Annotated in this window: 22 protein-coding genes; 15 read left to right on the top strand and 7 right to left on the bottom strand. The window is 65.1% G+C overall.

The genetic code is table 11. The features are described from left to right. Window positions 1–536: 536 nt before the first annotated feature. The 8 genes from ACXRVZ_RS06425 (at window position 537) to ACXRVZ_RS06390 (ending at window position 5,361) form a co-directional block, all read left to right on the top strand. Window positions 537–923 (top strand): hypothetical protein, encoded by a 387-nt coding sequence (locus ACXRVZ_RS06425; protein WP_458232254.1) that lies wholly within the window; start codon window positions 537–539, stop codon window positions 921–923. A 514-nt stretch (window positions 924–1,437) separates the two neighbouring features. Then, entirely contained in the window at window positions 1,438–1,815 is a 378-nt protein-coding gene (locus tag ACXRVZ_RS06420) for a lysozyme inhibitor LprI family protein (protein WP_458232253.1), read from the top strand. Between the two features lie 125 nt (window positions 1,816–1,940). Continuing rightward, the gene (locus ACXRVZ_RS06415; RefSeq protein WP_458232252.1) at window positions 1,941–2,321 is read left to right on the top strand and encodes a hypothetical protein; all 381 of its coding nucleotides are present in this window, start codon (window positions 1,941–1,943) and stop codon (window positions 2,319–2,321) included. 77 nt (window positions 2,322–2,398) lie between these two features. Continuing rightward, on the top strand, window positions 2,399–2,794 hold the full coding sequence (locus ACXRVZ_RS06410; RefSeq protein ID WP_458232251.1) for a hypothetical protein: 396 nt from the start codon (window positions 2,399–2,401) through the stop codon (window positions 2,792–2,794). 76 nt (window positions 2,795–2,870) lie between these two features. Beyond that, a complete protein-coding gene (locus ACXRVZ_RS06405; RefSeq protein ID WP_458232250.1) occupies window positions 2,871–3,431 on the top strand; it encodes a tetratricopeptide repeat protein in 561 nt (186 codons plus the stop codon). Between the two features lie 90 nt (window positions 3,432–3,521). Then, window positions 3,522–4,649: a Fic family protein gene (locus ACXRVZ_RS06400; RefSeq protein ID WP_458232249.1), complete on the top strand. Its 1,128-nt coding sequence runs from the start codon at window positions 3,522–3,524 to the stop codon at window positions 4,647–4,649. A 67-nt stretch (window positions 4,650–4,716) separates the two neighbouring features. Then, window positions 4,717–5,040 (top strand): hypothetical protein, encoded by a 324-nt coding sequence (locus ACXRVZ_RS06395; protein WP_458232248.1) that lies wholly within the window; start codon window positions 4,717–4,719, stop codon window positions 5,038–5,040. 30 nt (window positions 5,041–5,070) lie between these two features. Next, window positions 5,071–5,361 carry a hypothetical protein gene (locus ACXRVZ_RS06390; RefSeq protein ID WP_458232247.1) on the top strand — a complete coding sequence of 97 codons (291 nt, stop codon included), beginning with the start codon at window positions 5,071–5,073 and terminating at the stop codon, window positions 5,359–5,361. A gap of 1,103 nt (window positions 5,362–6,464) precedes the next feature. Here the strand turns inward: ACXRVZ_RS06390 and ACXRVZ_RS06385 are convergent. The 3 genes from ACXRVZ_RS06385 to ACXRVZ_RS06375 form a co-directional block, all read right to left on the bottom strand. Continuing rightward, window positions 6,465–6,698 (bottom strand): MbcA/ParS/Xre antitoxin family protein, encoded by a 234-nt coding sequence (locus ACXRVZ_RS06385; protein WP_457418810.1) that lies wholly within the window; start codon window positions 6,696–6,698, stop codon window positions 6,465–6,467. A gap of 284 nt (window positions 6,699–6,982) precedes the next feature. Further along, window positions 6,983–7,426, bottom strand: coding sequence for a hypothetical protein (locus ACXRVZ_RS06380; protein ID WP_457418808.1), 444 nt, complete (start codon window positions 7,424–7,426; stop codon window positions 6,983–6,985). Continuing rightward, window positions 7,402–7,980, bottom strand: a complete 579-nt coding sequence (locus tag ACXRVZ_RS06375) for a competence protein CoiA family protein (RefSeq protein WP_457418806.1) — start codon at window positions 7,978–7,980, stop codon at window positions 7,402–7,404. Before ACXRVZ_RS06375 ends, ACXRVZ_RS06380 begins: the two co-directional genes overlap by 25 nt. 702 nt (window positions 7,981–8,682) lie before the next feature. Here ACXRVZ_RS06375 and ACXRVZ_RS06370 point away from each other — a divergent pair. Further along, a complete protein-coding gene (locus tag ACXRVZ_RS06370; RefSeq protein WP_457418804.1) occupies window positions 8,683–9,300 on the top strand; it encodes a Crp/Fnr family transcriptional regulator in 618 nt (205 codons plus the stop codon). A gap of 185 nt (window positions 9,301–9,485) precedes the next feature. Further along, window positions 9,486–12,779 (top strand): ATP-binding protein, encoded by a 3,294-nt coding sequence (locus ACXRVZ_RS06365; protein WP_457418802.1) that lies wholly within the window; start codon window positions 9,486–9,488, stop codon window positions 12,777–12,779. 155 nt (window positions 12,780–12,934) lie between these two features. On the opposite strand, the gene ACXRVZ_RS06360 is transcribed toward ACXRVZ_RS06365, so the two are convergent. Next, a complete protein-coding gene (locus ACXRVZ_RS06360; protein WP_457418801.1) occupies window positions 12,935–13,456 on the bottom strand; it encodes a pyridoxamine 5'-phosphate oxidase family protein in 522 nt (173 codons plus the stop codon). Between the two features lie 192 nt (window positions 13,457–13,648). Between ACXRVZ_RS06360 and ACXRVZ_RS06355 the strand changes: the two genes are divergently transcribed. Beyond that, the gene (locus ACXRVZ_RS06355) at window positions 13,649–14,158 is read left to right on the top strand and encodes a DUF4142 domain-containing protein (protein WP_457418799.1); all 510 of its coding nucleotides are present in this window, start codon (window positions 13,649–13,651) and stop codon (window positions 14,156–14,158) included. A 9-nt stretch (window positions 14,159–14,167) separates the two neighbouring features. Here ACXRVZ_RS06355 and ACXRVZ_RS06350 read toward each other — a convergent pair whose 3' ends face one another. Next, window positions 14,168–15,058 (bottom strand): LysR family transcriptional regulator, encoded by an 891-nt coding sequence (locus ACXRVZ_RS06350; RefSeq protein ID WP_457418797.1) that lies wholly within the window; start codon window positions 15,056–15,058, stop codon window positions 14,168–14,170. A gap of 92 nt (window positions 15,059–15,150) precedes the next feature. Between ACXRVZ_RS06350 and ACXRVZ_RS06345 the strand changes: the two genes are divergently transcribed. The 3 genes from ACXRVZ_RS06345 to ACXRVZ_RS06335 are packed head-to-tail and all read left to right on the top strand — an operon-like array spanning window position 15,151 to window position 18,713. Beyond that, entirely contained in the window at window positions 15,151–16,158 is a 1,008-nt protein-coding gene (locus ACXRVZ_RS06345) for an NAD-dependent epimerase/dehydratase family protein (RefSeq protein WP_458232246.1), read from the top strand. 34 nt (window positions 16,159–16,192) lie between these two features. Beyond that, the gene (locus ACXRVZ_RS06340) at window positions 16,193–17,926 is read left to right on the top strand and encodes an IlvD/Edd family dehydratase (protein ID WP_457418793.1); all 1,734 of its coding nucleotides are present in this window, start codon (window positions 16,193–16,195) and stop codon (window positions 17,924–17,926) included. Window positions 17,927–17,975: 49 nt separating this feature from the next. After that, a complete protein-coding gene (locus ACXRVZ_RS06335) occupies window positions 17,976–18,713 on the top strand; it encodes a peptidase (protein WP_457418791.1) in 738 nt (245 codons plus the stop codon). A 149-nt stretch (window positions 18,714–18,862) separates the two neighbouring features. On the opposite strand, the gene nadC is transcribed toward ACXRVZ_RS06335, so the two are convergent. After that, the gene (gene nadC / locus ACXRVZ_RS06330) at window positions 18,863–19,726 is read right to left on the bottom strand and encodes a carboxylating nicotinate-nucleotide diphosphorylase (protein WP_457418789.1); all 864 of its coding nucleotides are present in this window, start codon (window positions 19,724–19,726) and stop codon (window positions 18,863–18,865) included. Further along, window positions 19,726–20,424: a fumarylacetoacetate hydrolase family protein gene (locus ACXRVZ_RS06325; protein WP_457418787.1), complete on the bottom strand. Its 699-nt coding sequence runs from the start codon at window positions 20,422–20,424 to the stop codon at window positions 19,726–19,728. The genes nadC and ACXRVZ_RS06325 overlap by 1 nt, the downstream gene beginning before the upstream one ends. A 100-nt stretch (window positions 20,425–20,524) precedes the next feature. On the opposite strand from ACXRVZ_RS06325, the gene ACXRVZ_RS06320 reads away from it, so the two are divergent. Next, the gene (locus tag ACXRVZ_RS06320) at window positions 20,525–21,346 is read left to right on the top strand and encodes a septal ring lytic transglycosylase RlpA family protein (RefSeq protein ID WP_457418785.1); all 822 of its coding nucleotides are present in this window, start codon (window positions 20,525–20,527) and stop codon (window positions 21,344–21,346) included. Window positions 21,347–21,363: the final 17 nt, after the last annotated feature.

The raw sequence follows: 21,363 nt of genomic DNA, 5'->3' as shown, positions 1-21,363 counted from the left end.
GAAAACCCGCATCGAACGAAAGACCTTACCTACGAGCTGATTGACTCGTGGCGGCGGCCTCACGGACGAAGCCAAACAGCACATTGGCACGGTAGCGCGACCGGCGCGTCAGTGGACGGACTTGGGCCCAAGGTCATCCGCCTTGCGAGGGGCGCCGGAACTAGCGTAGTGCAAGACCTACCCTCGCAACGTGACGTGCTGGGAGTGGTAACGCGCACGTTCACCGAAAAGCGGGCCGGCGCGGCGGCAGCTGGGTCTCGGCAGCCCGCCTCTCCTGCCACCCAAACAATTACGGCTTAGGGCACATCCCTGATCGTCATCATGGCAGCTTCGTGCCCATAGCGGAAGCTCGCCGAACCACGGCTAAAGCTGTGAGCTGTCTTTTGTTCCAAGCTTGTTGGTGCTACTCCGATGGCGGCTCGGCATGCCTGCCGCCAGACTCGTGCCGGACTCGTGCCGGACTCGAGCGACGGGAGACAGCGGTTTTCCATCATGAGGCCAAGCTAGCATCAAACTAATCAGCCTCTCTCTCCGCCTTGGATGAAGAACACAAATCAGGAGGATACGTGGTAATTTCAAAGAAGAAGTATGCATTGATAATCGTTGCCGTCTTGTTTGCGCTGCTCCTTATTGCACGGAATGGCGAAAATAAAACCACCCAAAACCCGGCTATTGCAAACGCAGCCCAAACCCGCGTAATGGGGGAATGCAAAAAACATCCGGTTGAAATTTTCCCGGTCAGTGAAAAGCTGGAAAGCAACGATCTGGTTAAGCTTACCGATACAAACTGTCCAAATGCTCGCCACTTCCCAGACGAACATTTTGAGGTCGTTTATCAAGGCCGAGTCTTCGCTGTGCAAACGAAAAAGCTTAATTTCGAGGGACCGGCGTTTTACGAAATCGTATCGATTAAAGGACGATAGTAAATGCGAGGATATTAATTCCGTCAGTGCGTGTTGCCAGTCGGATAACGACTGTTAGCACGGTTTAGGAACTGACAAAGCCAACGGAGTTCGGTCGTAGCCACTGATGCGGCTGGCGACAGCTGTGTGCCCAAAGCCAAAGCTCGCGACCGACGCGGAGGACAGCACGGCAGAGGTTGCTGCCGGTCGGCGCGGCCGACTCGGAGGCCTGGTTTTAGCCAAGAAGCCGGCTCTCGCGGGCGCTGGTAGGCGGAAACCGACACGGCCGCGGGGCTGCATCTCTTGCAAAGTCACCAGCGGCAATTTCCACCGTTGCGGCCGGTTCGAGCCGCTGGCACAGTCGCGCCCATCGCTGCCGCTTTTCACATGAATTTAATGGGGTGATATCCGGCGCGTCAAAGAATTTCTCTATACCGAACAAGGACTTACCGTGACCGTGACCGACTTGGTTAAGCATCAGTTCTCGGAGTTAACCAGCACGGCGTGCTGGATAAACTAATAGTTAGCTCTCACGATGCGCCACACCGTTGTCCTCACTGCCGCGCTTCTCACGATGAATGCGCTCGCTGACGAATGTCCCGGCGGTGGCACTTCCACGGAAGGCTGTCGCAAGTTGCTGGTGCCGCTGGAGCGGTTGCTCGCGTCGACAGAAAGCGCTGTTGAGACCAGGCTGCGCGAGCGGCTGGAGAAAGGAAACGGCCCAGAGTACGCCACCGATGCGGTAACGGCATTTCGGGCAAGCAACCGTGTGTGGCGCCAGCTTCGCGACCGGGAGTGTTGGTACGAAGCGCTAAGGGACGGCATGAGCACTTCGCCAGACTACGCAAGCCCCGTGGCGGAGGCATGCAAGGTGGCTCGAACCCGTGAGCGCATCAAGTGGGTGGCAAGGTGAGAGCTAACAGGTCGTTCGACGCGGACACGCACCGGCATTGCGCCGCAACGCGGGTGGACAAGCCTGTGTCGCGCGGCGCAATGCCGGTGCGTGCTGGTCAACTCCGACGTTAGAGCGCTACAGGCATGGCGACGGACAACCACATCGCGGAACTACTGGACGCAATCTGCCCGCCCGCACGCCGCGGCTGGTGGATGGCCAGCAGAGAAACAGCATCCGGCGACCGGCATGTCTTTTTCTTTCTTTCCTTCCACGTTCACCCGGAGAGCGCAAGTGAGACCGAAGACCTGATTCGTGGTGCCATCGCGCAGAACGCGGGTCTCATCAGGTGGACGCTCGTCCATGGGCAAGCCGGCAGATTCCTTTTCTGTCCCGAGGATCTCGTGCAGCGCGTCCGTCAGCCGCCTGCCGTCTCCGGGTACACCGATGATGAGCTTCACGTCGCCCGTGAGGCGTATTCAGCCATTCCATCCTTCGTTGAATGTCTCAATGCAATTCCTCGGTAAGCGCTCTAACCTTTTGGTCAAGCGGACCTGCGCCAGCTACGCTGGCTGGTCCGCTTACCGCTAACGTTAGTAATCGCATGATCATGCTTTCTCTTCGCGGTATGGCAGTTGCTGTCCTGGCATCTGTTGCCCCGTCGATGGCCGTCGCTGACGTCTTCCCTTGTTGGATCAAAAAGGTCACTGTTGTGAGCGCGGGCATTCAGGTCAGTTTCGAGTCGCTTGCACCATTGGAATTCTCGGGAACGGCCGTTTCAGTCGGTGTATCGGGCGGGCCTCCATTTAAGGCAACTTACACGCTGGGCCAAGGCCAGTCGCTCCAAGTCAAGCAGGGCGCCGGTAGTTCAGATCGCTGCGAACTGAAGCCAGTCATCGGTACCGCCTTAAATGGGGTTGCTCGCGCCGTGTGGACCTTCAAGGACGGCACCGTAGAGCCGATAGTCTTCGCCAATATCGTCAGAGCGGAGGCGGAGTAGCGAATGCCGATTTCTAACCTTTTTCTCCAGCGGACGGCTTCGCCACCCGCTGAGCGCGCACGTTAGGTCCCAGCTCATGCATCGTTTCTTTGCTGGATTTCTATACGGCGTGATGCTCCTAAGTCCGTCGATGGCAGCAGCGGGCGCGTGTGATGCGCCTTTAGTCGAGCGAAACGGTGAAGCTCGCTCAGCTATCGAACTGGTGGAAAGGAAACCCTTCAATGAGCTTCTCTCGCTTGCAGTAGCTGGGAACGCGAGCGCTCAGAACATGCTAGGAGTCATCTACGGCATGGGCCAAGGCGTCCCGCAGGACTCAGAGAAATCCGCGCATTGGTACTCACAGGCGGCAAACGCCGGGCTGGCCGTGTCACAGGCGAATTTGGCCTTCATGTATTTCAAAGGAGAAGGCGTTCCCAAGAATGACAGTCTGGCCTTCTATTGGGCAGAAAAGGCAACCGCGCAAGGTCATTTTCAAGGGCGACTCACACTGGGCCACTTCTACCGCACTGGCATTGGCGTTAAGCAGGACCGGGCGGAGGCAAGGAAATGCTACTTCGCGCTAGCGATAGAAGGCAATTTGCGAGCTCAACAGGCCTTGATGAGCATGGACGAAGAAGAATCGAGTCCACGTAAGTGAGTGCGATGAGACCTAACCTTTTGCTGCAGCGGACGGCTACGCCGCCCGCTAAGCGAAAACGTTAGGCATCACAAGTACTATCGGTGACATATGACTACGGAAGCTACTCTAAAGGACTGGCGCTTCGGCCAAACACAGGCTGAACGGCTGGTCTGTGCGCTACTCCATCTCGAAGGGTTTCAATCTGTAGATCCTCAGCACCCGCTAGGCGGCCCGGACGGCACAAAGGATCTACTCTGTCGAAGGAGTAGTGAGCTCTGGGTTGCGGCAGCTTACTTTCCGACAACGGAGCCTTCGTTTCGCGCCGTAGAGTCGAAGTTTGAGGATGACTTCAAGGGAGTCGCAAAGAATGGCGCAACTGGGTTCGCATTCTTCGTCAACCAACGACTCACGCTAGGCCAGCGCCAAGCCTTACTAGAACAGGTGGGACAAGCCCCGACCGAGATCTATCACCTGGAGCGAATTCGCGGGCTTTTGGATGCCCCCAAGGGGTGTGGAATCCGACTGGAATACCTCAGAATCCCAATGACAGAGGAAGAGCAGTGGGCGTTCTGGAGTTCAATGAACCAGGATGTCGTCCGACGACTGGTCGATCACGAGGCTCGCCGCGAAGCTCAGTACCGTACGCTCGAAGAGAAGCTTGACCTTGTGCTTGCGAGAACAAATGCGATCGGCTTCGCGCTAGTTGAACAGCGCTCCCACCTCCAGCAAGCTCCAACCGAAAGCATCGAACTTCCAACCTCTGTGCTTTCGCTTAGCACTGTATGTTGGCTGCACCACGTGGTCACTGAAGGAGACGGGCTGCCCGAGGCAACTCGCGGTCGCCTTCGCGGCGTGAACGTATGGGTTGGCCCGGCAGGCTCGAACCCAGGAACAGCCACGTTTGTACCCGTCCCACCGGAGGAAGTCGTTGGGCGTGCTCAGTCGCTCTTTGCCTGGTGGCGTGAACAGCATGCGCATTTGACTGCCGCCTCCAGACAAGAGGTAGTCGCGGCTCTGGCGAAGTTTCATCACGGCTTCCTCAAGATTCACCCCTTCTTGGACGCCAACGGCAGATTGGCTAGGCTCCTCCTTGATCAAGCTTCACGAGAGCTGCTCAATCAAAGCGTTACCGCTGAGTTCACCGATGATCCCTCGATCTACTATGCCGCCCTTCGCGCGGCCGACTCGGGCGACCTAGGTGCCCTAGAGGCGCGCATCTCGGCTGCGCTCAAGTGATGCCTAACCCTTCCTTCAAGCGGACCCGCCTTCGGCGGTCCGCTTAATTCAAACGTTAGATTTCTCGATGGTCTACCTCGACTGCTCTGGTGTGCGCTTCGGCTCTCAGCTCGACGAAAAGCATCTATTCCATTGGGCCCGAGAGATTCGATCTGTGATCAATTGGGAGCAGGACACGTTGCTCATTCGATCCAAGCGAATCTCGGAAGAGTCACTACGTGACCTCTTGGCGCTCTTTTGGCGCTACAACATACCCTTGGCACAGCTTGCGCAGTTCAAGAACGCGCAGAACGAGGAATGGTTCACCTCGCCAAAGATGTATTGGCATAAACGCGTCTTCGGCCCGAAATCTAACCACTCGCTCCAGCCGACGGCCTCCGGCCGTGGCTGAGCTCAAACGTAGACCTCAACTGGGACTGGCGTGCCATATCTGCCCAAGATCGTCCTTCACTGTACGACTGGCGTTCCGAAAGGTATAGACGCGCTGGTGGAGGCCTTCATTGGCGATGGGGTGAAATACGTGGGGGTTGTGGGCCACGAAGCTGAGCTAACCGAAGACATCATCGACGAATGCGTAGTTGGTGACGGTAGCGACGACACAAGATATATCCTCACGGCAAGCCACAAAGTCGAATCGGTTGAGTACGCGTTGCAGTTCGCGCGAAGCTTGACCGGTGAGTTTGAAGGCGAGGTGCAGCTTGTTGAGGTCTAACAAATCGCTGGAGCGGACGCGTGGAACATAAAGTGCCAAACCCAGTTGTCGGCGCGCGCGCCGCTCAGCTCAACCGTAGAGCTCATGAAGGCATTCCATCGCACCACGGCCTTGTCCGTGGCGTTTCTGGCCTTCGTTTCCTCTGCCTCCGATTTGCCAGTCGACCAAGAGGCATTCTGTGTGCTGGTTGGGCGTGAGGTCGCAATCGGGATGAGTATGAAGGACGCAGAGAATCGCCTGATTGCCCTCGGACTTCAATGCAAATCGGTCACGGGGGACGAACAACGTCCGCGACAAAACTGAATTTCTAATTTGTTCTCACCAGTCCGGCGCGGTTGTGCAGAGACGCTGGCGAGTGGCGGTGCTTCCTCTGGGCGGCAAGCTTGCAGAGGTACGCCCGACTGCCGGGCTCGTCGGACCGTGATGAGCTCTAACCTTTTGCTGCAGCGGACGGCTACGCCGCCCGCTGCAGCGCGAACGTTGAGCGGCAGCTTTCTGGAACTTTGGTAGGCCTGTGCCGGCGTCCGCTTCGGGCACATTGCTGCCCCACGACTGATGAAGCCGAGCGGCAGCAACCAGCCTGAGGCGGCCAGCATCTCCCCATCCACCGCCTCCAGCATCGACCAGCTGCGCAGCGTGGCAGTCTTCTTCGTCTCTTTCTTCTCTCTCCTGTCTTCTCTCTTCTTCTGATGGCGACTCGGGGAATCCGATGGGTGCCAACAGATTCATGGATGCATCTCCGTCAAGTTGCGACTTCATATCAAGTTGCGACTTCAACGCAGGCGTCGCAGCTGGGCTCTGCGTTGCGGAGTGATGCCCACTACCTGCGGCCGCCGCGCTTCTCTGTCCCCGATTGCCGGCTTTGAGCGTCGGCCGTCAGGCTTCCGCCCCTCGGCTTCGAAAGAGCCAACGGCTTTTTCGAACCGGCCATCAGGCCGGCTGCGTGGCGCGGCTCAGTCGCCATGAGATCGAGAACCTGCTCGCGCGTGAGGCTTGTAGCGAACACGCGTACCGCCTTCGCCGCCAACTCAGGAGAGATGACGACGTGCTTACCTGTGGCAATGCGCACTCGTTTCACTGGAAGTCACCCCACTGGTAGCTGGTTAGGCAGGAAGACCGCCGCGCATCTGCTCAAGAAGGACTTCTACCCGTTGCTGTCCGTCCTCGGTGACCATCAACTGCGCCGGTGTCGCGCCATTGAACTCAGGCAACGGCTCAGCAAACCAGGTATCCAGCCAATCAGACAGCGCGACGTCGTCGCGGGCGCCGCCACTGTCTTCGATCATCTGTCCCAGCTTGCTCAGAAGCGTGGCCTTGGCTCGTGCGGATACCTTCAAGATGAGCGTCCCAGATCTGCATGTGTGCAGCCGCTCGTGGCAAGACGACGGCGTCCGAGGCGACGCGGCCGCGCGATCCTAGAAGGCACCGATCGACTGCGCACCAAAGCTGCACTCGCATATTACACATATAAATCGACGGCTCAAATCTCATGACCGCATACGTGGCCAGTATTCTTTTGGCACCGGATTCGCGAGAGGCGCGAGTTACTATACAAGTCGCTCGCTTGTATATCAACACCCCGGGAAATAGTATTCCCGCTTTGAATAGCTTGGCGGACTGATTAGCGAATCTTGGCGATAAAACGGTCGACCGGGGACGGCCCTCGCGCGCCTTCGATGTCCCGCTGCGGCATCTGCCCGAGCGGCGCGGGGCCCATCAGATACAGGAAGTTGTCGCCAAGCGGAGCGCCACAGTGGGCGCAGTTGTTCATCCAATACTTGCCGCCGTAGGCCTTGCTGTTCCTGAAGCGCACCGACGGTGGTCTCGGCGCGGGCGGTGTCTCCTCTGCGAACGGCGCGCCTTCCCACCAGTACACCAGCGTGTCTTGCTTGCAGTTCCAGCAGTTGTCCAGCGCGCACAGGTAGGTCGCCTTGCCAAGCTCGCTAGGCCGGGCGAGCCCGTCGCAGGGCATGCCGAGCGCGGCCGCCACCGAGTGCACCTTCTTGCCCCAGTCGCGGCAATCAGGGCACCGCACCGGCTTCAGGCGCCTCCGGTTGTTCGCCACCAGGCGAAGGGTCCTTCTGGGTTGCGATCGAAGTCACCAAGAACATCGGCGGCTCGCAGCTCTATCCATGGGTGCTGGAGGTCGAGCCCCTTCTTCTGTCCCACCAGGTGGGTATGGAAGATTTCAACTACCAGCGCGATGGCATCGTCGCCCTCCGGGCCACGCACGCCTGCAACGTCGCAGACGTATGTGCCTACGGGCACTTCGACCCGCGCCCGATCAATCGCTGATGGCGGCACGGCATAGGGAAAGTCAGCGCTGCACCAATCGCAGCTCAGCTTGATCGACACCAAAGAACTAGCCGCCTTGGCGTTGTCGTTCAGGATCTGCTGGGCCAGGCGCTTTGCGGCCTGATGCTCCGTTGACTCCGGCGAGCAGGCCTTGCCGCCTCGGTGGGAAAAGTGAGGCCGCAGCTTGGCGCCGCGGTGTAGGTCGAGTTGGTCGTCGCAGCCTGGGCAACGATGCTCTTCGCCGCGCACGGCAACGGATGCGTGCACCAACCGGTCGTCAGCGTTGAGCCCGAAGGGGAGGAGGATCGGATTGAGTCGGAACACGGCGCAAATCAGGATACCTGCGCCTGCGCCGGCATAGCGCCGGGCAACTACGAAGTAGCTAACCTGATTGGCGCAGCCCGGCGGCCCAACTCCGGGCCAATCTTTGCCCGCTATCCGCCCGCCGGGAAGATATCCTCTTGTCCCAGCTGGATTTAACTCCTGGCCAAATCGAAAGATCGCTTTTATTTATGGCCAGACATTTGCGAAAAAGAGGCCTGAAAGCCCAATTCGGCGGCTGGATTCAAGCCTTCCATTGGGTATCTAGGCAAAGATAGGCCAAGAATTTGTCAGAGCTGTGGCGAACTCCCGGCCAATCATGGAAGCGAGTCACACTCAGTGCTTTTTTTATGCCGGCAACGCAGCACGGGCCGCAGCCCAGTGCTCGCAGATGCCTCGGGCGACCATGGTGCTCTGCATGAGGCTGTCGCGTGGCACGTACTCGGCGAAAAGGTCGGGCCCGGGCAGTCAAAGCGCTGTACGAGCACGCCAGCAGGCCATCGGCGCGAGGGTCGCCCAGCGGCGCCAGCGCGCGCACGTCTTCGGGTTCCAGGTGCTGGATGAGCTGCGCCGAGCCGACGAGGTCGAGAACAGCACGCTCACCTGGCGCAGGCGGCGCTCGGGCTAACGCCAGCATTGCTGGCCATCGCTACAGTGAAGCGCGCAACCGTGCATCTGGCGCGGTGATGAACAAGGGGGACGACGGTGCAGCAAGCGGACGAAATCCTGGGCGAACTGGCCAAGCTGGGCGAGACGCGCACGTGGGAGCCTGGCACTTCCGTGGTCAAGGAAGGCGAGGTGGCCGACTGCATGTACATCATCCATTCGGGCGAGTTGCGCGCCGTGATGGCGGGCGACGGCGGGCGCACGATGGAGCTGAACACGCTGGTGGCGGGAGAGTTCTTCGGCGAGCTGATGCTCAGTGGTGAACGGCGCGCCGCGACGGTGGAGGTGATCACCAGGGCGCAGCTCACGCGCGTGGCGCGTGCCGACGTTGAACGCGTGCTGGCTTCGCGGCCCGACCTCGCCTTGCACCTGATCCAGCGCCTGGTGCAGCGGGTGCGCACCCTGACCCACACGGTGGGCCGGTTGGCCTCGGTCGATGTCTACGGGCGGCTCGTCGGCCTGTTCGACGCGCTGGCGGTCGACCACGCCGGCCAGCGCGTGGTGCCGGGGCCGTTGAGCCAGGCGCGCATTGCCGAACGGCTGGGGGCGTCCAAGGGGATGGTCAACCGACTGCTGCAGGACCTGGCGCGCGGCGGCTACATCGAAGTGTCACGCGAGCACATCGTGCTGCTCAAGAAGTTGCCGCCGCGCTGGTGAGCCCGGCCGGCACGAGGCGCTCTACACCGAGGCGTAAATCCACGGCTTGGCGGTAGCGGCGAGGGCGCATGTTCGTGAGACAGGAGACGGCAAGCACGTTTCGGTTCACTGGTGAACGGCCAAAGCACAATTGATTCATCGTTCCACTGTTGGGCGGTTAGCGGAGGCTGCGCGCAGCGCAAAACATGAGCGACAAGGACATCGAAGCCTGCCGCGCCGCCATTGCGGCACTTGAGGGCCAGCGCGGCACGCTGGGCGACAGCGTCGTCGAGATGGCCACGGCGCCGCTGCGCCAGCGCCTGGCCGCTCTGCAGCGGCCCACCGGCCTGCAGCGGCGCCAACTGACGGTGCTCTTTGCCGACGTCGTCGGCTCCACCGCCATGGCCCAGGGCCTGGACGCCGAGGACACGCTGGCCGTGCTGAGCGGTGCCCTGCGCCGCATGGCCGAACTCGTCGCTGCCCACCAGGGCCGGGTGTTGCGCTTCACCGGCGACGGCCTGAAGGCGGCGTTCGGCATGGACGAGGCGCGCGAGGACGATGCCGAGCGCGCCGTTCGCGCCGGCCTGGCCATCCTGGCCGCCGGACGTGACCAGGCGGATGCCGCGCGGCGCCTTCACGGCATCGCCGACTTCGCGGTGCGCGTCGGCGTCCACACGGGCGACGTGGCGCACGGTGGCGGGGTCGAGGCCGACAACACCGCGATGGGCGCGGCCGTGAACATCGCGGCACGCATGGAGCAAAGCGCGCCGCCGGGCGGGCTGCGCATCAGCAACGACACCTTCAACCAGGTCCGCGGGCTGTTCGACGTCCAGCCGCAGCCGCCGCTGCAGGTCAAGGGCGTTGAAGATTTGATGAAGACTTATCTGGTGCATGCGGCCTTCGACCGCAGCCGCGCCAGCGTCGAGCGCGGACTCCAGGGCCTGAGCACGCCGATGGTGGGGCGCGGGCCCGAATTGCTGCGCCTGCAGCAGGACCTCGCGTGGGCCCGCGAGACGCGCCAGCTGCAGGCCCTGACGCTCCTGGGTGACGCCGGCCTGGGCAAGAGCCGGCTGCTGCGCGAGTGGCTGGCCGCGCTGGAAGACTGCCGTGTGATCACCGTGCGCTCGCAGCCCGACAGCATGCTGCGGCCCTGGGGGCTGCTGCGCAGCCTGCTGGCCGTGCAGTTCGGCGTGGCCGATACCGACAGCGCCGAGGTCGCGCGCGGCAAGGTCGAGGACGGCCTGAGCCCCTGGTTCGACGAACGCGGCCAGCGGCAGGCCCAGCTCATCGGCCAACTCTCGGGCCTGGACTTCGGCGACAGCCCGCATGTGCGCGGCCTGGACCCGCGCTCGCTGCGCGACCAGGCACTCGCGGCGTTGCGCGGCTACCTCCAGGGGCTGGCCAAGGGCCAAGCCTTCCCCGTGCTGATCGTCGAAGACCTGCACTGGGCCGACGACGGCTCGCTCGATCTGCTGCAGGACCTGCTGGCCCATGCGGCCGAGCTGCCGCTGGTGCTGATCATGACCGGCCGGCCCGGGCTGCTGACGCGCCGGCCCGACTGGGGCACGCCTGACACGATCGTGCAGCTGACACCGCTGGCGGCTGCGCAGAGCGACGAGCTGGCGCAGGCGCTTCTGCAGCGCGTGGACAAGGTGCCTGCGAAGCTCACCGAACTCATCGTCGGCCGGGCCGAGGGCAACCCGTACTACATGGAAGAGCTGGTGCGTCGGCTCATCGACGACGAAGTGATCGTCACCGTTGAGTTGAATTGGACGGTGCAGACCGAGCGGCTGCAGAACGTGCGCCTGCCCGGCACGCTGGTCGGGCTGCTGCAGGCGCGTCTGGACGCCCTGCCCACCGGCGAGCGCCAGGCCGCCCGCCAGGCCAGCGTCATCGGCCACATCTTCTGGGACGACGCGCTGACGGCCGTTGATGGCAAGGCGGCACAGGCCTTGCCCGCGCTGCAACGCGCGGCCTTCGTGAAGACCCACGAGACGAGCGACTTCACCGACACGGTCGAGCGCCAGTTCGACCACCACCTGCTGCACCAGGTGACCTACGACACGCTGCTCAAGGCCGAGCGCCGCCTGGGCCATGGCGCCGTGGCGCGCTGGCTGACCGAGCGCACGCAGGGACGCGGTGCGGAGTTCCTGGCCATGACTGGCGACCACGCGGAGCGAGCCGGCGACGCAGCGCTGGCGGTGGACTGCTTCGGCCAAGCGGCCATCGAGGCCCTCAAGCGCTTTGCGAACCGGGCCGCGATGTCCTATCTGCGCCGCGCCGTGGCCTTGCTCGGCGAGGCTGACCACGCACGCCGCATTGAACTGCTAAGTCGGCTGAATGACACCGCCGACATCTTGGGCGACCGCGCCGCCCAGGACGCGGCCCTGGAGGAAATGGCTGCGATTCTCGAGCGCCACCCCGACGACGCGCGCCACGCCAGGCTGTGTTTCAGCATGGCCCTGCTGGCCGACCGCCGCAGCGACACCGCCGCATCGGAGCGGCTGTCCCGGCAGGCCTTTGAATTGGCAGAGCGCAGCGGCGCGGCTCAGTGGGCTGCCATGGCACAGGGCCTGCTCGCCTGGTTGCACCATGCGCGGCAGGATCACCCGGGCGCCATGAGGCACCTGGATATCGGCTTGCCGTGGGCCGGCAGGATCGAGGCAGAGCATTTGCGGGCTGAGACCGAGGGCCAGCTGCTGACGGTCTCGGCGATGGTGTCGACCGCGCTGGGCCACGTCGACAACGCGCGGCTGGCGCTGACGGCGGTGCTTTCGCGCGGCGAGGCGCTGAGCCATCCGCGCCTGCAGCTCGGCGCGCTCTCCGGCCTTGCGATCGCCGCCGGTGACCTGGGGCGATGGGACGAGTCGATCACCTTGGCCGAGCGCATGCGCATGCTGGCTGAATCTGTGGGCGCCACGAACAGTGTCGCCACGGCCCAAACCTATCTGGCTGTGGCCGCCAACTCGCTGGGCGACTTTGCTACGGCGATGCACTGGCTCGAGCAGGGCCTGACGCTCTATCGCGCCATTGGCAACCGACTCTACGAGGCGACCACGCTGCGGTACCTGTGTGCATGGCATCTGCAACAAGGCGACGCCCATGCTGCGTTGCAGTGGTGCGCTCAGGCCCAGGCCGTGCACCAGACCCTGGATGAATCGCTCGAAGCCTGTGTGGCGTCGGCCTACGCCGCGCTCTGCGAGATGCGCCTGGGCCGTGCCGAGGCGGCGATGGGCAGCGTGGGCCTGCTGCTGGCGCGACTGAACGGCGACATGGCCGACCGGCCGGCGTTCGAGACCCTGCTGCTGCGCTGGCTCTGCCACCAGGCACTTGAAGCCGCAGGCGATGCACGCGCAGCGCCGCTGCTGGCGCAACTGCATGCCGACGTGCTGGCGCGAGCGAACGAGATCACCGACGCGGCCGACTGCGGCCGGCTGATCCAGGCCCTGCCGGTCTTCCGGGGCGTCGTGGCGGCCCACGCGAACGTGCCACTGAGCTGACGGCCCCGCACCTCTGGTCACCATTGAACCGGCCCGCGCCTGCCCGCGCTTCGTCGTCGGGTTGCGCCGCGGGGACGACGCGGCATGGCCGCGCTGGGCTTTACCGGTTGATCAGCCCAGGTTCGGCAGTTCCGCAGCTTCTGCGGGATGCAGCCTCACAGCGCCAGGCTGCCGTGCACGCCCTCGTCCACGCGCTTGCCGACGATGGCGCCGAAGAGCATCTTGATGCCGGCAATGGCGGCGCCGTGGCGGTTGTCCCAGTATTCGCCGCTGATCGGGTCCACGCGCAGCAGGCCGATGCGCGGGTCGTTCTCGCCCTCGGTGAACCAGGCGCGCATCTTCGGGCTCCACAGGCGGTGGATGGTGGCCGGGTCGGTGACCAGGGTGGCGCTGCCGTCGAGCTTCAGGTGGCCGCTGTTGTCGCCCTCCTTGAAGAACAGCGTCACGCGCGGGTCGCGGTCGAGCTCGACGTTCTTCAGGCTGTCGACCTCGGTGAAGAACCACAGCACGCCGCCGTCCTCCACCTCGGTGACGGTCATGGGGCGCGCATGCAGCTGCAACGACATGCCCAGCGTGCAGAAGAAGCAGCTGTTGCCGGCCTTGACCATGTCGGCAATCTTCTGCGCGGCGGCCGGGCCGCTGAGGTCTTGTTCGGTGCTGAGGTCGTCGTTGGACATGTCTGTTCCTTGCTGGCGTTGAGAGCCTGAAGCCTAGGCAGCGCGGGCGGCGGCAGGTGTCGGCCTGCAGGACGCGCAGCTGTCGGAAGGGGCCGGCCTGCCCTCCTACAGCGGCTTCGGCGCTGAACGACGGGCCCGGCGGGAGGCGCTGCCTAGACTGGCATTGCCAACCCCAGAAGCCTAGGAGCCGCCATGCACCCCCTGCACAGATTCGCCAGCCTCGCGCTGTTGGTGGCCGCCGCCACCTTCGGCGCCCAAGCCCATGCGCGGTCCGACTCGTCCTTCCTGAAGGCAGCCGCCCACGTCGGTGCCGCCGAGATCGAGGCCAGCAAACTGGCCCAGACCAAGGCACGGAACGCCGACGTGAAGGCCTTTGCCGATGCCATGATTGCCGACCACACCAAGGTGGCCGACGAGCTCAAGGCGCTGGCCGCGACCAAGAAGGTCAAGCTGCCCGAGGGCCCTTCGGTCACGCAGAAGGCCGAGATCAAACTCATCGACGCCGGCGACAACGACAAGTTCGACGAGCGCTACGCCAAGCACTTCGGCATCAAGGCCCACCAGGACACCATCGAGCTGTTCGAGAAGGCCTCACTCGAGGCCAAGGACCCCGAGATCAAGGCCTGGGCGGAAAAGACGCTGCCCGGCCTGCGGCATCACCTGGAAATGGCCCATGCGCTCGCCACCGTGGCCAAGAAGTAGGCCGGTGGCTCAGCCGCCCACGTAGCGCGTCAGCCCGTCCACCAGCGCGTCGAAGACGAGGCGGCAGGGAGCGCTCTGGCGCAGGTCCTCGTGCATGGCGACCCAGGTCTCCAGCGGCCAGGCGAACTGCTCGGGCAGCAGGCGCTCCAGCACTGGCTCGCGCCGCGCCAGCGCCAGCTGGCAGACACCGATGCCCGCACCCGCGCGCATCAGTGCAAGCTGGCCGAGGTCGGAGTCGCAGCGCAGCGCGAAGCTGTCGCGGCTGATGCCGCCCATGCGCTTGGCACCCGCGCGGATGAAGGGCGTGACGGTGTCGAACCCGATCAGCGTGTGGCCCTGCATGTCGGCCAACGAGGCCGGCCGGCCACGGCGCTCGAGATAGTCCGGGTGGGCGTGCAGACCGAGCTCGATGCTGCCGATGCGCCGCGCGATGAGCTGGCCCTGCTCGGGCGGTGTCATGCGCACGGCGATGTCGGCCTCGCGGCGCAGCAGGTCCAGCACGCGGCTGCCCAGTGCCAGCTCCAGCACCAGCCCGGGGTGGCGCTCGCGCAGCGCCGCGAAGATGGGCGGCAGCACCTCGACGCCGATGACCTCGCTGGCTGTCACGCGGACTGTGCCCACGCACTCGTCGCCTCGGCTTGAGGCCGCCCGTTGCAGCGCGGCGGCCGCGGTCTCCATCTGCTCGGCATGGGCGCGCAGCGCCAGTGCGGTGTCGGTAGGCAGCAGGCCGGTGGGCGAGCGCGTGAAGAGGAGCTGGCCCAGCGCTTCTTCCAGCGCGGCGATGTGGCGGCCAACGGTGGGCTGCGTCAGGCCGAGCACGCGCGCAGCGCCCGACAGCGAGCCCTCGCGCAGCACGCCCAGCAGCGTGTGCAGCAGTTCCCAGGGCAAGGTTGACGTCATGCATAAATGTATAACCGCACACTCACCTTCGGCAATTCTCAAATAGACCGCCGCTGCCCAGAATCCGCCTCATCAACTCTTGGGACACAGCGATGAACAGCAACGACAAAACAGCTCTGGTGCTCGGCGCGAGTGGCGGCATCGGCGGTGAGGTGGCGCGCCAGTTGCGCGATGCGGGCTGGGTGGTGAAGGCGCTTCAGCGCGGGCTGGGCGCCGCCCATGAGACGCGCGACGGCATCCACTGGCTGCGCGGCGACGCGCTGAACGCAACCGATGTGGCCGGCGCCGCCCAGGGCTGCGGCGTCATCGTGCATGCCGTCAACCCGCCCGGCTACCGCGACTGGGAGCGCCTCGTGCTGCCCATGCTGGACAACGCCATCGCCGCCGCCACAGCCCAGCAGGCCACGCTGGTGCTGCCCGGCACGGTCTACAACTTCGGGCCCGACGCCTTGGCTTCGCCGCTGCGCGAGGACTCGCCTCAGCGCCCCGTCACACGCAAGGGCGCCATACGCGTCGAGATGGAAGCGCGGCTGCGCAAGGCCAGCGAGCGCGGCGCGCGCGTCATCGTCGTGCGGGCCGGCGACTTCTTCGGACCGAAGGCGGGCAACAACTGGTTCTCGCAGGGCGTCATCAAGCCGGGCAAGCCGATCACGAGCATCAGCAACCCCGCCGCGCCGGGCGCAGGCCACCAATGGGCCTACCTGCCCGACGTGGCGCGCACCATGGTCGAGCTGCTCGCCAAGCGCGAGGCGCTTCCCGCCTTTGCCAGCTTCCACATGGCCGGCCACTGGGACGCCAGCGGCCGCGAGATGGCCGAGGCCATCCAGCGCGTGGCCGCCCGCCATGGCCGTGCGCCACGCATCGCTGCCCTCCCCTGGTGGCTGCTGAAGCTGGCCTCTCCTTTCGTCGCCACCTTCAAGGAGATGCAGGAGATGCGCTACCTGTGGCAGCAGCCTGTGCGCATGGACAACGCCAAGCTGCTCGCCACGTTGGGCCACGAGCCCCACACGCCGCTGGATGACGCTATCGAGGCCTCGCTGCAAGGCCAGGGTTGCCTGCCCCCTGCCGCTGCCCCGCGCCTGGCCGCCATGGCTGGATAGCGCTACCATTTGCCTCCTTGATGAGGAGACGACGGTGACGGATGACGTGACGGGGAAGAAGAAACTGCGCAGCCAGGGCTGGTTCGGCGGGCGCGACAAGATGGGCTTTGTGCACCGCGCCTGGCTGCGCAACCAGGGCTACCCGAACGACTATTTCGGCGGCAGGCCAGTCATCGGCATCTGCAACACCTGGAGCGAGCTGACGCCCTGCAACGGCCACTTGCGCGAGCTGGCCGAGAACGTCAAGCGCGGCATCCTGGAAGCCGGCGGCGTGCCGATGGAGTTCCCGGTCATGTCGCTGGGCGAGACCATCATGAAGCCCACCACCATGCTGTTCCGCAACCTGGCGAGCATGGATGTGGAGGAGTCGCTGCGCGCCAACCCGCTGGACGGCGTCGTGCTGATGACGGGTTGCGACAAGACCACGCCGTCGCTCTTGATGGGCGCCTGCAGCGTCGGCCTGCCGGCGTTGGTCGTGTCCGGCGGGCCGATGCTGAACGGCAAGTTCCGTGGCGGCGAGATCGGTTCGGGCACCTTCAACTGGCAGGTCAAGGCCAAGATCGACAGCGGCGAGTTCAACGAGGCCGACCTGACCGAGGCCGAGGTCTGCGGCGCGCGCAGCGCCGGCCACTGCAACACCATGGGCACGGCGTCGACGATGGCCGTCATGTCCGAGGCCCTGGGCATGACGCTGCCTGGCATGGCCTCCATCCCGGCCGCCGATTCGCGCAAGAAGCTGATGGCGCAACTGAGCGGCCGGCGCATCGTTGACATGGTTCGCGAGGACCTGACGATGGACAAGGTGCTGACGCGCCAGGCGTTTGAGAACGCCATCGTCGTCAACGCCGCCGTGGGCGGCTCCACCAACCTCATCCTGCACCTGCTGGCGATCGCCGGCCGCATCGGCGTGCCGCTGGCGCTGGAGGACTTCGACCGCCACGGCAGCCAGGTGCCGCTGCTCGTCAACCTCAAGCCCTCGGGCGAGCGGCTGATGGAGGACTTCTTCTACGCGGGCGGCCTCTCCGTCGTCATGAAGGAGCTGGGCGATCTGCTGCACCGCGACCTGCTGACGGTGAACGGCCGGACGCTGGACGAGAACTACCGCAGCGCCCAGTGCTACGACGCGACCGTCATCCGGCCGTTGGCCGAGCCGCTGCAGCCGGCCGCCGGCATTGCCGTGCTGCGTGGCAACCTGTGCGAGCAGGGCGCCGTCATCAAGCCCTCGGCCGCCACACCGGCCCTGCTGCGCCACACCGGCCCGGCGGTCGTCTTCAGCAGCATGGAGGACTACCACGCCCGCATTGACGAACCCGACCTGGCCATCACCGCCGACAGCGTCATCGTGCTGCAGGGCGTGGGCCCGCGCGGCTACCCCGGCATGCCCGAGGTGGGCAATGTGGACCTGCCGCGCAAGCTCGTCGAGCAAGGCGTACAGGACATGGTGCGCATCTCCGACGGCCGCATGAGCGGCACGGCCTACGGCACCGTCGTGCTGCACGTCGCGCCCGAGGCGGCGGCCGGCGGCACGCTGGCGCTGGTACAGGACGGTGACCTCGTCGCGCTGGACGTGCCCGCGCGCCGCCTGCAGCTGCTGGTGAGCGACGAAGAGCTGGCCCGCCGCCGCGCCGCCTGGACACCGCCTGCCGCCGTCGCAACGCGGGGTTATGTGAAGCTCTACATCGACCATGTGCAGCAGGCCCACCTCGGCGCCGATCTCGATTTGCTCGTCGGCAGCTCGGGCTCGGTGGTGGAGCGCGACTCGCACTGAGCAGGGTGCTGGCCATAATCGGCCGGTCGCCTGTAGAGGACCTGCCCCCATGACCTATTGCGTCGCCATGCGCCTGCGCGCCGGCCTGCTGTTTGCCTCGGACACCCGCACCAATGCGGGCGTCGACCACATCGCGAGCTTTCGCAAGATGTACCAGTTCCAGATCCCTCACCAGCGCGAGATCGTCGTGCTGACGGCGGGCAATCTGGCCACGACGCAATCCGTCATGTCCGTGCTCAACCACCGCCTCAATGGCGAAGGCGAGCACCTGCTCAACGTGCCGACGCTTTACGACGCCGCTGCGCTGCTGGGCCGCACGCTGAAGGAGATCGTCGCCCGCGACAGCCACGACTACGGCGGCGGCGTGGACTTCGGCGCCAACATGCTGATCGGCGGCCAGATCCTGGGCGAGGGCCCGCGCCTCTTTCACGTCTACCCGCAGGGCAACTTCATCGAGGCGACGGAGGACACGCCCTACTTCCAAATCGGCGAGAGCAAGTACGGCAAGCCCATCATCGACAGGGTCATCCGCTACGACACGACACCGCTGGACGAGGCCGCCAAGTGCACCCTCGTCAGCTTCGACTCGACCATTCAGTCCAACCTGTCGGTGGGCCTGCCCATCGACATGCTGATGCTGCGCGCCAACCAGTTCGAGATGGCCATGAAGCCACCGCACCGCATCGGCCGCGACGACCCCTATTTCCTGGCGCTGCGCATGGGCTGGAGCGCGGGCCTCCGCAAGGTGTTTGACGACCTGCCGAACGAGCCCTGGTTTGACGAGTGAATGGAGCCCCTCGCCCAAACTCGCTGCGCTGAACGCGAGCGAGTCTGGTCGGTCCCCCTAGGGGACAGCGATGCTTGTCGGATTGACCGCCAAGCACATCGCTCGCAGGCCGGCTTGGGAGCGGCCCGGCGCTCGGCCAGCAGTCCGATTCAAACCGGACCCAGCACGCGCATGGAATAGTCCACCGCGCGCACGTCCTTGGTCAGCCGGCCGATAGAGATGCGGTCCACGCCCGTCGCGGCGATCCAGCGCAGTTGATCGAGGGCGACGCCGCCCGAGACCTCCAGCAGCGCAAGGCCCGTGTTGACCGCCACGGCCTCGCGCATCTGCGCCTCGCTGAAGTTGTCCAGCAGCACGCTGACCGCACCGGCATCCAGAGCCTCGTGCAGCTGGTCAATCGTCTCGACCTCGATCTGGATGTCCACGCCCGAGTCCAGCGCCTGTGCCGCGCGCAAGGCCTGACCCACGCCACCGGCGGCGGCGATGTGGTTTTCCTTGATGAGGATGCCGGCATACAGCGCCAGCCGCTGGTTCTGCCCGCCGCCGACGCGCACCGCGTACTTCTGCGCCAGGCGCAGGCCGGGGATAGTCTTGCGCGTGTCCAGGATGGCGCAGCCATTGGGGTTGGTGCTGGCGCCGGCCACGGCGTCGACATGGGCGCGCGTGATGGTCGCCGTGCCGGACAGCAGTTGCAGGAAGTTCAGCGCCGGGCGCTCGGCGCTCAGCAGCAGGCGGCCATCGGCCTCGATGCGGCAGACGATGCTGTCGGCCGTCATGACCGCGCCTTCGTCGTAGAGCCAGTCGATGCGGCTGCTCTCGTCCAGCGCCGCGAACACGCCGTCGAACCAGTCGCGGCCGCACAGCACGGCCTGTTCACGCACGCGCACCTGTGCCGCCACGCGTCGGCCTGCGGGCACGAGCTGGGCCGTCCAGTCGCAGCGGCCGATGTCTTCGGCCAGCGCCTCGCGAATATTCCTCGCGCGAGCGCCTTCCAATGTCTCTTCGTCAAACATCACTCGGCCGGCCCCACCGTCAATGTGATCTCACCCAGGCCCTCGATCCGGCCCACCAGCACGTCGCCCGTGACGACCGCACCGACGCCGGCCGGCGTGCCCGTGTAGATCAGGTCGCCCGGATGCAGGTGATACAGGTGCGACAGGTTGGACACGATCTCCGCCTGGCTCCAGATCATGTCGGCCAGGTCGCCGCGCTGCTTCTCGACGCCGTTCACGCTCAGCGTGATGGCACCCTTCTCCAGCAGGCCCACATCGGACACGCGGGCGATGTCGGTCAGGATGGCGGACTGGTCGAAACCCTTGGCCGTATCCCAGGGCTTACCGCCCGCCTTGGCCACGGCCTGCAGGTCGCGGCGCGTCATGTCCAGGCCGGCGGCATAGCCCCAGATGGCGGCGCGGGCGGCCTCGGGCGTCACCTTGAAGACCGGCGCACCGATGGCGATGACCAGCTCCATCTCGTAGTGATAGTTCTTGGTCTCGGTCGGGTAGGGCACCGTCGAGCCCGACGCGGTCAGCGCCGTGGCGGGTTTGGTGAAATAGAAGGGCGGCTCGCGCGTCGGGTCGGCGCCCATCTCGCGGGCATGATCGGCATAGTTGCGGCCGACGCAGAAGATGCGGCTGACCGCGTAACGGGCATCCGTGCCGCGCACGGCGGCGCTCGGGGTCTCGACTGGAGGAAAGACGAAGTTGCTCATGGCATGGCATCGACGATGGGAACAGGGGGCAAAGCATACTGGGCTGGCTTTGCTGCTGGCCGCGCTGGCCGTTCTCTGCGGCTGCGCATCGAAGCCCACGGTGCTGACCACAAGCACCGACCGCGACGGCCCGCTGCCCAACCCGCCGGCCGAACTGCTCAAGGTGCCCGACGCCATGCCGCGCCTGGAGGCCATCCGCATCGGCGGCCCGAACAAGCCCTATGAGGTGCTGGGCGAGCGCTACGAGCCCATCGCCAACGACACCACCTACGCCGACCGCGGCCTGGCCTCCTGGTACGGCCGCAAGTTCCACGGCCGACCCACGGCCAGCGGCGAGGTCTACAACATGTACGCCATGACGGCCGCCCACCCCACGCTGCCCATCCCCAGCTACGCCCGCGTGCGCAACCCCGCCAACGGCCGCGAGGTCATCGTCCGCGTGAACGACCGCGGCCCGTTCCACAAGGGCCGCATCATCGACCTCAGCTACACGGCAGCGCTCAAGCTCGACTTGCTGCGTGGCGTCGCGCCCGTGGAGGTGAGGCGCATCACCTATGCCGAGATCCGCGCGGGCAACTGGCAAAAACCGGACAACGTGGCGGCGAACGAACCCCCACCCGTCTTCGTGCCCGCCACGCCACCCGGCGCACCGCAGCGCGAGACCACCACCGTCATCGCGACCGCAGGCACCCGCTACTGGCTGCAGTTCGGCGCCTTCGCCAAGCTCGACGCCGCCGACAGCCTGCGCCAGCGCGTGGCCGAGGCCGACCTCAGCCTGCTGCCGCTGCTGACTGTCGTGCGCGAGGCCGGCCTGCACCGGCTGCGCGCCGGGCCCTTCCCGAATGTGGAGGAAGCGCGGGCGACGGCGGCCAGGCTGCGTGAGGAGAGCGGCGTGGAATCGACGCTGGTCGAGAAGCGCTGACCCCCTTCCTTCTTCTT

Source organism: Roseateles sp. P5_E8 (genome assembly GCF_054177665.1).
The sequence above is the reverse complement of the archived record's forward strand: the minus strand, read 5'-3'. Positions and strand labels throughout refer to the sequence as shown.